The sequence below is a fragment of the Arthrobacter sp. 179 genome (genome assembly GCF_052379645.1).
Taxonomy (GTDB): Bacteria; Actinomycetota; Actinomycetes; order Actinomycetales; family Micrococcaceae; genus Arthrobacter_H.
In genome coordinates this window covers 77,025-89,613 of record NZ_JBQSYU010000014.1, presented here as the reverse complement: position 1 = coordinate 89,613, position 12,589 = coordinate 77,025, and the positions used below count along the sequence as shown (strand labels likewise).

5 protein-coding genes are annotated in these 12,589 nt (G+C 67.6%); 1 reads left to right on the top strand and 4 read right to left on the bottom strand.

Features of this window, described 5'->3' with window-relative positions; translation table 11 throughout:
* Positions 1–217: 217 nt before the first annotated feature.
* The 3 genes from glgB to ACT3UE_RS10120 are packed head-to-tail and all read right to left on the bottom strand — an operon-like array spanning position 218 to position 7,772.
* Positions 218–3,922: a 1,4-alpha-glucan branching protein GlgB gene (gene glgB, locus ACT3UE_RS10130; protein WP_444561355.1), complete on the bottom strand. Its 3,705-nt coding sequence runs from the start codon at positions 3,920–3,922 to the stop codon at positions 218–220.
* Entirely contained in the window at positions 3,919–5,703 is a 1,785-nt protein-coding gene (gene treS / locus ACT3UE_RS10125; protein ID WP_444554138.1) for a maltose alpha-D-glucosyltransferase, read from the bottom strand. The genes glgB and treS overlap by 4 nt, the downstream gene beginning before the upstream one ends.
* Complete coding sequence (locus tag ACT3UE_RS10120; RefSeq protein WP_444566653.1) at positions 5,703–7,772, bottom strand: alpha-1,4-glucan--maltose-1-phosphate maltosyltransferase; 2,070 nt, start codon at positions 7,770–7,772, stop codon at positions 5,703–5,705. The genes treS and ACT3UE_RS10120 overlap by 1 nt, the downstream gene beginning before the upstream one ends.
* Before the next feature lie 132 nt (positions 7,773–7,904).
* On the opposite strand from ACT3UE_RS10120, the gene glgP reads away from it, so the two are divergent.
* On the top strand, positions 7,905–10,457 hold the full coding sequence (gene glgP, locus ACT3UE_RS10115) for an alpha-glucan family phosphorylase (protein ID WP_444566652.1): 2,553 nt from the start codon (positions 7,905–7,907) through the stop codon (positions 10,455–10,457).
* Here the strand turns inward: glgP and glgX are convergent.
* Entirely contained in the window at positions 10,447–12,579 is a 2,133-nt protein-coding gene (gene glgX / locus ACT3UE_RS10110) for a glycogen debranching protein GlgX (protein ID WP_444554141.1), read from the bottom strand. The two genes, glgP and glgX, sit on opposite strands and share 11 nt — an antisense overlap.
* Positions 12,580–12,589 lie beyond the last annotated feature (10 nt).

Genomic DNA, 12,589 nt, shown 5'->3' with positions numbered 1-12,589 from the left:
ATCTAACTTACCCGGTGGCTGGATCCCGGTCAAATCGACCGTTTCTCCAACTTTTCGGAAGTCTGCACCGTCCCGTGGGCCTCTCCGTGGAGAAGTTTTATTGGCGACCGGCGCGGGAAATAACTATACCCATATCCTGCTGGTTCACCTAATCGGAGGCTTCCTCCCCGACTGGCCGCCCCAAGAACCCCGTGTTTCCGGGGTTCTTGGGGCCGGGTCAGCTGATGCTGCCGGGGACCAGGTAGATCACGCCCAACGGGGGCAGGTCCACGGTGGCCGAAACCGGCTGGCCGTCGTGGGCGGGGCCATCCGCCTCGAGCGTTCCGGGGTTGGCGACCCCGGAACCACCAAACTCCTCGGCATCTGTATTGAGCGCCTCGGTCCAGGCCCCGGCAGCCGGCAGGCCGAGTCGATAGCCGCTGTGGGGTTCGCCCGAGAAGTTCGCGACGCAGACCATCGCCTCGCCCTGCTCGTCCCGCCGGATGAAGCTCAGGGTGTTGCCCGCTGCCTCGTGGTCATTGATCCAGGCGAAGCCCGCCGGGTCGTGATCCAGTTCCCACAGTGCCGGCAGTTCCCGGTAGATTCCGTTCAGCGCCTTCACGGTCAGCTGGACCCCGCGGTGCTGGTGGGTATCGGCCACCCACCAGTCGAGCCCGTGCTGTTCGCTCCACTCCCCCTCCTGGGCGAATTCGGTGCCCATGAAGATCAGTTGCTTGCCCGGGTGGGCCCATTGGAAGGCCAGGTAGGCCCTGACCTGGGCGAGCTGGCGCCAGCGGTCACCGGGCATGCGGCGCAGCAGCGAGCCCTTCCCATGGACCACTTCATCGTGGCTGATCGGCAGCAGGAAGTTCTCCGTATAGGCGTAGGCCATGGAGAAGGTGATCTTGTTGTGGTGGTAGGAGCGATGGATCGGGTCCTCCGACATGTACTCCAGCGAGTCGTGCATCCAGCCCATGTTCCACTTCAGCCCGAAGCCGAGCCCACCTCCGCTGGTGTCGCCGGTGACCCCGGGGAAGGCCGTGGATTCCTCGGCGATCATCGCAATGCCGGGATTCAGCCGGTACGCCGTGGCGTTGAGCTCCTGCAGGAAGGCGATCGCTTCCAGGTTCTCCCGCCCGCCATGGATGTTGGGTTCCCATCCTCCGTCTTCGCGTGAATAGTCCAGATAGAGCATGGATGCCACGGCATCCACGCGCAGCCCGTCGATATGGAACTCGTCCATCCAGTACAGCGCGTTGGCCACCAGGAAGTTGCGGACCTCGTTGCGTCCGAAGTCGAAGACCAGGGTCCCCCAGTCGGGATGCTCCCCGCGGCGCGGATCGGGGTGCTCGTAGAGAGGCTGCCCATCCATCCGGGCCAGGGCCCATTCATCCTTGGGGAAATGGGCGGGAACCCAATCCATGATGACCCCGATACCCGCCTGGTGCAGCCGGTCCACGAAGTATCGGAAATCGTCGGGGTGGCCGAAGCGCGAGGTCGGGGCATAGTAGGAGGTCACCTGATAGCCCCAGGATCCTCCGAACGGGTGTTCGGCCACGGGCATCAGCTCCACATGGGTGAATCCCTGCCAGGTCACGTATTCGCTGAGCTGCTCGGCCATTTCGCGGTAGTCCAGTCCGGGGCGCCAGGAGCCCAGATGCACTTCATAGACGCTCATCGGGCCGGCATGCGGGTCGGTCTGGGCCCGGGACGCCATCCATTCGGCGTCCTGGAAGCCATAGGAGGATTCCACGACGACGGATCCGGTCAACGGAGGGATCTCGGTGTGCCGGGCCATCGGGTCGGCCTTCTGCCTCCAGTGGCCGTCCTGGCCGAGGATCTCGAATTTGTAGATCGCCCCGGCGACGACCCCGGGGATGTAGAGCTCCCAGACCCCGGACCGTCCCAGCGAACGCATGGCGTTGCCGGTTCCGTCCCAGTCATTGAAGTCCCCGACCACCCGGACCGCCTGGGCGTTGGGGGCCCAGAGGGCGAACCCCGTGCCCTCGCAGTTGCCCATCACCGTGTGGTATCTGCGCACCCGGGCCCCGAGGACCTGCCAGAGGCGCTCATGGCGCCCCTCCCCGATGAGATGCAGGTCGATCTCCCCCAGCGTGGGCAGGTAGTGGTAGGCATCGTCGACCAACACCGGGGCAGACCCCGGATAGCCGACCTCGAGCCGGTAGTCGGGCACGGTCCCTTCGCGTCCCGTCGGAGGAGCCAACACCGCCACCCAGACGCCGTCGTACTCATGGGTCATCTCCCGGCGGTCGTTGTCGGTGACCAGGGTGACGGTGCTCGCCAGTTTGCGTAGGGTGCGCACGGTGATCGAGCCGTCGTTGCCCAGATGGGCCCCGAGGACTCCGTGGGGTGCATGGAAGCGGCCTTCGGCGACGGCTTCCAACACCTCGGCCGTGATCGGGCGGGGTGTCGAGGCGCCCTCCGCGGCACCGGGGGTTGCTGCGGCGCCTGTTTCGGCCCGCCGGGGTGAATCCGCTGGGTGCTGCATGGCTGAGAGGACCTCCTGGACCGCCGAGGCCGGTACCTGTTCCCAGGTCGGCCTGTTTTGCCGTTCGTACACGACTTCATAGAGGGCCTTGTCCAGCCAGAGGGCCAGAAAGAGCGGCGACTGGATGTCGACGGCCTCGCCCGTTTCCTCACGGTACCCCCTCAGGAACGCCTTGCGGGTCCGCGCCGACCATTGGCGGGCCGCCTGGTGGGCCGCCTCGGGAGCCGGGGCAGCGGTTGAGGAGGACACCTCGGGGTGGGTGGCCCGTCCCGCCGCGTAATCGAAGGACCGCAGCATGCCCACCACGTCGCGCAGCGCCACATCCGGCGCCCGCCGCTCCCCTGCACTGCGCAGGGGTTCGCCTTCGAAGTCCAGGACCACCCATCCGTGGTCTTCGGTGGCCAGGATCTGGCCCAGATGGAGGTCCCCGTGGATCCGCTGCAGCAACGGCAGCCGGCCCAGGGCGCCCAGTGATTCCAGGACCTCGCCGAACGCATCGGCCAGGGCCCCGTCGGCAGGGGCCGCCCGTTCCCACCCCCAGACGAGCCGGGCCCGCAGGGCCGCGATGAACGCCGCGGTTTCCGCCGCGCTGGCCACGGCGGTGGGGGCGACCTCGGTCAGTTGGTGGTGCAGACGGGCCACGGCCCGCCCGAGTTCGGCGGCCTCGGTGGTGAAATCCCGGTCGTCGAGGGCCGCGAGGCTGGCCAGCCGCCAGGCGTCGCGGGCCGCGTCGAAGAATTCACGCATGACGGACAGGGTTCCGCCGACCTCGGCCCCGCCGGCCGTCCACCGCCCGTCCAGCGTGGCCACGGTCCGGGGCACGTCCTGCGATCCGGCCTCCGAGAGCAAGGAGCCCAGTTCCACATCGGGGTTGGTCCCCGGCGACGGGACCCGGAAGAACTTGATGATGACCGGGCCGCGGGGCCCCTCAAGCACCACCGAGGTGTTGGATTGCTCCCCGTCCAGGACCCGCATCGGGGCCAGCTCCGGCCCCTGGCCGGGCGGGCTCTGGAGCATCAGGGCGGCCCAGGCGTTGACGAAGCCCTGATCCTGGGTTCCATCGTGGACCAGCCAGCTGCCCCCGGCCCGCAGGCCGGTCGTTTCCGGGGCCAGCAACCGGACGGCGTGATCGTCCAGGACCCCCAGGACGGGCGGCGGTTCCTGGGCGGGAGATCGCCGCAACACCACGGGGACCTGCACGACCGAAACATTATGAGTAGTTGATTTATCTCCTGGTTGCCCGGTCTCCTCATCGGAGATTCTGCTGGGGTGGATGGCCAACAGGAGGCTGAGCATCAGGGCGTCGGGATCCGGCTGCGGGACCGGCTGCACCCCGACCACCGACAGCGTGAACGTCCCCCGGGGTGCCGGACACCACCGTTGCTCCCCCACCCAACCGGCCAGCGCACCGGTGATCTCGGCGTCGGACCTCATCGCCGCCGCCCCGGGTCGATGACCGGAAGCGTCGAGGTCGAGGTGGCATTGACGTCCGAGCGCACCGAGCGCAACCGCAACCAGTAGAACCCCTGCGAGCCCAAGGCCAGTGACAACCGCCCTTCGGGGGACACCGGAGGGAAGGGGGAGCCGCCGAAGATGTCCCGCAGGCCGCGCCCCGCATAGTCGGGCAGTTCCAGTTCGGTGGCCACCGGGTGTTGGGACAGGTTGTAGACGCAGAGCAGCGTCTCCATCTCCTGATCGGTCTCCTCGGGGGTGGATTTGTGGCCCCCCAGGTCCTCGGGGAAGCGCAGGAAGGCCAGCACGCTGGGGCTGGAGGCCGGGACGTTGCGGTAGTCCCCCAGGCCGAAGACCGGATGTTCGCGGCGCACCCCCAGGATCTGCCGCACCCAGTGCAGGAAGGACCCGCTGTGCTCGAGTTGCTGTTCGACGTTGATGCTCGTGTACCCGTAGACCAGGGATTGGACCACCGGAAGATAGAGCTGGCCGGGGTCGGCGACGGAGAACCCGGCATTGCGGTCGGGGTTCCATTGCATGGGGGTGCGCGAGGCGTCGCGGTCATCGAGCCAGATGTTGTCCCCCATCCCGATTTCGTCCCCGTAGTACAGGAACGGGCTGCCGGGCAGACCAAAGAGCAGGGCATGGATCAGTTCGAGTTCGGACCGCGAATTATCCAGCAACGGGGTCAGTCGGCGGCGGATGCCCACGTTGGCGCGCATCCGCGGGTCCGGGGCATACCAGCCGAGCATGGCTTCGCGTTCGGTGGGGGTCACCATTTCGAGCGTCAACTCGTCGTGGTTGCGCAGGAAGGTCCCCCATTGGGTGCCGGACGGGATGTCGGGGGTCTGGCCCAGGGCCTCGATGATCGGGGCGGCGACCTGGTCGCGGAGGGCATAGAACAGCCGCGGCATGATCGGGAAGTGGAAGCACATATGGCATTCCGGTTCCTCGGTGGTGCCGAAGTATTCGACCACTTCCTGCGGTGCCTGGTTCGCCTCGGCGATGATGATGCGCCCGGGGTATTCGGAATCCACGAGCTGTCTGAGCCGGCGCAGGAAGTCGTGCGTCGCCGGCAGGTTCTCGCAGTTGGTCCCCTCCTCCTCGAACAGGTAGGGGATCGCGTCGGCACGGAATCCGTCCACCCCCAGATCAAGCCAGAACCTCACGACGTCGAACATGGCCTCGTGCACCCGGGGGTTCTCGAAGTTCAGGTCCGGCTGGTGGTCGAAGAAGCGGTGCCAGTAGAACTGGCGGCGCACCGGGTCGAAGGCCCAGTTCGATTCCTCGGTGTCCACGAAGATGATGCGGGCCTCGGAGTACTTCTCGTCGGTATCGGACCAGACGTAGAAATCCCCGTATTCGCCTTCCGGGTCCCGGCGGGAGGCCTGGAACCACGGGTGTTCATCGGAGGTGTGGTTCATCGGCAGGTCGATGATGATGCGCAGCCCGCGCTCGTGCGCTTCGGCGACCAGGCGGCGGAAATCGCCGATGGTGCCGAATTCGTCAAGCACGTCGTAGTAGTCGGAGATGTCGTAGCCGCCGTCACGCAGCGGGGATTCGTAGAACGGGGGAACCCAGAGGCAATCCACCCCCAACCATTGCAGGTAGTCGAGCTTGTCGATCAACCCGGCGAAATCCCCGCTCCCGTCGCCGTTGGCGTCGGAGAAGGCCCGGACCAGCACCTCGTAGAACACCGACTTGCGATGCCATTGCGGATCATGGGTCAGACCCGGAACGTTGAGCTGGTACGGGTTGGCCATCAGGTGCCCCGGCGGATGTGCAGGATATGGGCCGGTTCCTGGTGCGGATCCAGCCGGACGTAGTTATGGGCCGACCACTTCCAGCTTCCCCCGGTGAGCAGGTCGTCCACGGTGAACCTACCGTCCTCGTCCAGGTCCTGCTCTCGCAGGTCCAGCGCCTCCAGGTCCAGGCTCACGGTGCATTCGCGGGCGCCATGGGGGTCCGTATTGACCACGATGATGAGGGTGTCGATCTCCTGGCCCTCTTCCTGTGGGGGCTCGACCGGCGCTGCCGCGGAGGTCCCCGGGGCGGGCAGGCCCACGGGGTGGGTCCGTCGGGATTTGGAATAGGCGATGGTGGCGTCGTCGCTGGTGGGGTGGATCACGAGGTTCTGCAATTCGCCCAAGGCCGGGTGGTCGGCGCGGATGGCGTTGAGCCGACGCAGGTAAGGGGCCAGGGAACGGCCCTCGACCTCGGCGCTGTCGAAGTCGCGGATCTTGTATTGGAACTTCTCATTGTCGATGTACTCCTCGGCTCCGGGCCGGGCGACGTGTTCATAGAGTTCGTATCCCGCGTAGACCCCCCAGAGCGGGGACGCCGTCGCGGCGAGGGCGGCCCGGATCCTGAAGGCCGCAGGTCCCCCGAACTGCAGGTACTCGGTGAGGATGTCGGGGGTGTTCACGAAGAAGTTCGGACGGAAGAACGCCGAGGTCCCGGTGGAGACCTGCGGGAGGTACTCCTCCAGCTCCTCCTTCGTGTTCCGCCAGGTGAAATACGTGTAGGACTGCTGGAACCCGGCCCGCCCCAACGCATGCATCATGGCCGGCCGGGTGAACGCCTCGGCCAGGAACACGGTGCCTGGGTGATCCTCGGTGACCTCGGCGATGAGCCACTCCCAGAACCCGACGGGTTTGGTATGGGGGTTGTCCACCCGGAAGATCCGCACCCCGCGTTCGATCCACACGGTGACGATGCGCAGCACCTCGGCGCTGAGACCCTGCGGGTCGTTGTCGAAGTTCAGCGGGTAGATGTCCTGGTATTTCTTCGGCGGGTTCTCGGCGTAGGCGATGCTCCCGTCGGCCCGGGTGGTGAACCATTCGGGGTGCTCAGCCACCCAGGGATGATCGGGAGAGGCCTGCAGGGCCAGATCCAGGGCCACTTCCAGCCCCAGTGCCTCGGCGCGTTCCACGAACGCGGCGAAATCGGCTTCCGTGCCCAGATCCGGGTGGATGGCGTCGTGGCCGCCGGCGGCGGAACCGATGGCCCAGGGTGAACCGGGGTCGTGGTCCCCTGCGGTCAACGTGTTGTTCGGGCCCTTCCTGAAGGTCCTGCCGATCGGGTGGATCGGCGGCAGGTAGATGACGTCGAAGCCCATCCCGGCCACCGCTTCCAGCCGGTCGGCGGCCGTGGCGAAGGTCCCCGAGGTGTAGGTCCCCGTGGCAGGGTCGAAGCGGGCCCCCTCGGAGCGGGGGAAGAATTCGTACCAGGCGCCCCGGCCGGCCAGGACGCGTTCGACCAGCAACGGGAACCGGCCGCTGCCGGTGACCATGCGCCGCAGCGGACGCTGGAACAGTTCGGCGCGGACCTCCCCGCTGGAGGCGGCGGCCATCCGGGTGGCGTCGGGCAACGAGGTATCGGCCGCGGTGGCCGCGGCGGTTTCCAGTATCCGGGCGTTCGGGGATGCGGCGGCGGCCTCGCGCAACAGCAACACCCCTTCGGCGAACATCAGTTCGGTGTCGAGGCCCGCGGCGACCTTGATTCCGGCGTCGTGCCACCAGGTGCCCAGCGGGTCGTCCCAGGCTTCGACCTCGAAAGTCCAGTCGCCCTCGGTGGTGGGGCGCAGGCTGCCGAGCCATTCATCGAGCCCGGGGGCCCCGGGACGCATCCTCACGCGGTGGGCTTCGCGGTCCTGAGGGTCGTAGAGGACCGCCTCCACGGCGAGGGCGTCATGGCCTTCGCGGAAGGCCGTCGACCGGATCAGGACATCCTGGCCGGTGATGGCCTTCGCAGGGAACCGTCCGCCCTCGATGACCGGGAAGACGTCGGTAACGGGTATGCGGCCGAATCTGGACCTGCGCCTGGTGCTCACGTCATAGACGCTAGTCAGTCCGGGCGGTAAAGCCAAGGACTCTGTGCCGCCCGCCGTCCTGTGGTGGCTGCCGCGGCGCAATATGACGGCCGGCCGTCCACATTGGCGACTTTCTAGGCTAGCGTTCAGCACGTGAAGGCCATTCGAGGTTTTACCGTCCATACCGTCCTGCCGGAGAAGATTTCCGGGCTGGAACGCCTTGCTGCGAATCTTCGGTGGTCGTGGCACCGACCCACCGCCGAGCTGTTCCGTGATCTCGACCCGCTCGGCTGGGAGGCCGTGGGGCAGAATCCGCGGGCCCTGTTGAGGCGTTTCGATCGGGCCGGACTGGCTCGCCTGGCCGACGATGCCCCGCTGGTGGCCCGGATCCGGGAGCAGGCCGGGGAACTCGAAGAGTATCTTCGGGCCCCGCGCTGGTATCAGGCCCTGGAATCCCCACCGCCGGCGGCCATCGCCTATTTCTCCCCCGAGTACGGGATCAGTGCCATGTTGCCGCAGTATTCGGGCGGCCTGGGGATCCTGGCCGGCGACCATCTCAAGGCGGCCAGCGATCTGGGGGTTCCGCTGGTGGCCGTCGGGCTGCTCTACCAGGCCGGCTATTTCAGGCAATCACTCTCCCGCGAAGCCTGGCAGCAGGAAACCTACCCGGTCCTGGAACCGGCGGGGCTGCCCCTGTCCGTCGTGCGTGAGGCCGACGGCTCCGAGGTGACGGTGACCCTGCCCTTGCCCGACGGCCGGCAGTTGCACGCCCGGATCTGGCGGGCCGATGTCGGCCGCGTGCCGTTGCTCCTGTTGGATTCGAACGTCCCGGCCAACGACGAGGCGGCCCGGGCCATCACCGACCGGCTGTACGGCGGAGGCGGGGACTATCGGTTGCAGCAGGAACTGCTCCTGGGCATGGGCGGGGTCAAGGCCCTGCGCGCCCATGCGCGTCTGTCCGGGACGGCCGCCCCCGAAGTCTTCCACACCAATGAAGGCCATGCGGGATTCCTGGGCATCGAACGCCTCCGCGAACTGATGGGTGACGGCCTCGATTTCGAGACGGCCTTGGCCGCGGTGCGGGCCAGCACCCTGTTCACCACCCATACCCCGGTCCCGGCGGGGATCGACCGGTTCGAGGCCGACCGGGTCGCCCGTTTCCTGGACGCGGGCCTGGCCCCCGGGGTGCCGACGGCTTCGGTGCTGGCCCTCGGCTCAGATACGGCGTTGGGCGGTGGGCAGGACGTCTTCAACATGGCCGCCATGGGTTTGCGGTTGGCCCAACGGGCCAATGGGGTCTCGAAGTTGCATGGGCAGGTCTCCCGCGACATGTTCTCGGGTCTGTACCCCGGATTCGAGGCGGAAGAGACACCGATCGGGTCGATCACCAACGGCGTCCACGAATCCACCTGGGTCGATCCGCGGATCACCCGGCTCACCGCAGCCCGGCAGTTCACCGACGAGGAGCTGTGGGCGGTGCGCCGGGAACTGCGCGTCCAACTCATCGAGGAGGTCCGGGCCCGGCTGAAGGCCTCCTGGCTCGACCGTGGTGCCGGTGCCGCAGAGCTGGGATGGACCGATGCGGTGCTGGATCCCGACGTGCTGACCCTGGGCTTCGCCCGCCGGGTGCCGACCTATAAGCGCCTGACCCTCATGTTGCGCGATCCGGCCCGCCTGAAGGCTGCCCTGCTGCATCCGACCCGGCCCATCCAACTGGTCATCGCCGGCAAATCGCATCCGGCCGACGAGGCCGGAAAGCAGATGATCCAGGAACTCGTGCAGTTCACCGACGATCCCGAGGTCCGCCACCGGATCGTCTTTTTGCCCAACTACGACATGGCCATGGCCGGGACGCTCTTCCCCGGCTGCGATGTCTGGTTGAACAACCCGTTGCGCCCGCTCGAAGCGTGCGGCACCTCGGGGATGAAGGCCGCGCTGAACGGCGGGCTGAACCTCTCGGTCCTGGACGGCTGGTGGGACGAGATGTACGACGGCGACAACGGCTGGGCCATTCCCACGGCGCCCGAGGGGTCCGCCGCCGAGGACCGCGACGATTTCGAGGCCACCGCACTGTACGAGCTGATCGAGGCCATCGTGGCCCCGCGCTTCTACGCCCACCAGCCCGGGCAGGACCCCGAGCAGCAGGCATTGCCGGGGCGGGGGCCGGTGCCGCGGAAGTGGTTGGCGATGATCCGCCATACCCTGGCGAGCCTGGGACCGCAGGTCTCGGCCGAACGCATGGTCCGGGACTATGTGGAGACCCTGTACCTGCCGGCGGCCCGTTCGGGGCGCGTTGCCGGGGCCGAGGACTTCGCCGGGGCCCGTTCGGTGGCTTCCTTCATCCGGGAGGTCACCGCCGCCTGGCCGGAGGTTGTCATCGAACACGTCGAGGCTCCGGGGCTGGGACCCGACCCCTCCCTGGGGGATGTCTTCCGGCTCGAGGCCTACCTGCGGCTCGGCGGGCTCTCTCCCGCGGCGGTGCAGGTCGAGGCCGTCCAGGGTCGAATCGACGCCGACGGCCAGCTGACCGAGTCCACGAGGCACCCCTTGGAGGTGGCCGGGGATCTGGGCCACGGCCGGTTCCGCTTCCGGGGCAGCTGGTCCCTGGAGCGCGCCGGTGAATTCGGGTACGCGGTCCGGGTGGTTCCGGGACACCCGTTGCTGGCCTCGTCCGCCGAACTGGGGCTGGTGGCCACTACGGGGTAGTGGTCCCCCGGCTCCGGGGCGCCTCACAGCGATAGATGCTGATCGTATTGGCTTCCACGGTGTCCTGGTCCCCGGCGGTGAAGACGGTGCCCTGGCGTGACCGCAGGCCCGTCCCGGTGCCGTAGCGCAGTTCGAAGGTCGTTTCGGCGGCTTCGGAGGGGCGGAAATCCTTCAGGGAGTCCGCGGCGGGAAGGCGGATCCCCTGATCGTCCAGATGCCCGTTGAACACGACCAGCCCGTCGATGCTGCCCGAGGCGGAACCCATCAGCAGTTGCACCAGCCGGGTGCCGCCGTCGGTCCACTCCTCCTGGCGCATGGGCACGCCCTCGGCGTTGAGCCACAGCAGGTAGGAGCTCTCGGCGATGGTCGGATAGACGAACGGCTGATGCTGCAGGAATTCCTTGCGGATCCTGGAGAAGGCCTTGGTGCGGCGCAGGATCTTCTCGCCGAAGTCATCCGGGTCCCAGTCCAACCAGGACAGTTCGTTGTCCTGGCAGTAGGCGTTGTTGTTGCCCCGCTGCGTCTTGCCGAACTCGTCACCCGCGGTGATCATCGGGACCCCCAGCGAGAGCAGCAGCGTACCCATGACATTCGAGGCCGTCTGCAGGCGGGCCTCGTCGATGGTTTCGTCGGCGCTCATGCCCTCGATGCCGTGGTTGTAGCTGCGGTTATCGTCGGACCCGTCCCGGTTGGATTCGCCGTTGGCCTCATTATGTTTGCGGTCGTGGCTGACCAGGTCCCGCAGTGTGAAACCGTCGTGGGCGGTGACCAGGTTGATCGACGCCAGCGGGCCCCTCCCCGAGGCGGCAAAGGTCTCCCGGGAGCCCGCCAGCACGCTGGCCAGCCGGGCGACGTTCGGCGCCTGTCCGCCGCCGTCGAGGGCCCCGCGGCCGGCGACCCAGAATTCCCTGACCGTGTCGCGGTATCCGTCGTTCCAGTCGGCGAAGTCCGCGTTGAAGCGGCCGGTCTGCCAGCCGTCGTAGCCCACATCCCACGGTTCGGCGATCAGCTTCACGCGCGAAAGCAACGGATCGGTGGACAGGGCCTCCAGGAACGGGTGGTGCGGGGTGAAACGGTTCTCCTCGTCACGGCCCAGGGTGACCGCCAGATCGAAGCGGAAACCGTCGATATGGTAGTCGGCCACCCAGTGCCGCAGCGAGGCCAGGGCCATCTCGATCACCGGCAGAGTGGAGAAGTCCAGGGTGTTCCCGCACCCGGTGGTGTCCACATAGTTGCCTGCGTCGTCGTGCCGGTAGTAGGCCAGGTTCCCGAGCCCCCGCCACGAATACGTCTTCTGGTCGGCCCCGCCTTCGGCGGTGTGGTTGTAGACGACGTCCAGGATGACTTCCAGCCCCGCCTGGTGCAGCAGCCGGATCATGCCCTTGAGCTCGTCACGGACCGCCGCCGGTCCTGCCTCACGGGCGGCGGCGCTGGCATAGTCGGGGTGCGGGGCGAAGAAGCCCAGGGTGTTGTATCCCCAGTAGTTGGGCAGCCCGAGCTCCTGGAGGTGGGGTTCGTCCAGGTGGAAGTGGATCGGCAGCAGTTCCACCGCCGTGACGCCCAGGGACAACAGGTGGTCGATGACGGAAGGGTGGGCCATCCCGGCATAGGTGCCGCGCAGTTCCTCCGGCACCTCGGGGTGCAGCATGGACTGCCCGCGCACATGGGCTTCGTAGATGACGGTGTTGCGCCAGGGAACCATCGGCGGGGCGTCCCCGCCCCAGTCGAAGTCTTCGCTGACATGGACCCCCCACAGGACCCCGTCGTCGTCCTCGGTGATGGCGCGGGCGTAGGGATCCAGCAGGAGCTGCCCGTCCTGCGGCAGCTCGGCCCCGTGGGCCCAGAAGGCATAGCTGGCGCCGGGGCGCAGGCCCTTGACCAGACCATGATGCGTCTGTCCGGTATGCCCGGTCAGCACGGTGAGGACCGGTTGCCCCGAGGGGTCCGTGTAATGGACGTCCACGGAATCCAGGTCCGGGGCGAAGACGGCGACGTTCACGGCGTCGTCCACCGTTTCGCCCCCCGGGCCCGGAACCGCCGCGGAGATCCCGGAGATCACGGCCGTGGATCCACCCGTCGGGGGGTCCAGGCGTGTGCTTCCGGCCTCGGGATTGTGCTTCATCTGCTCGTCC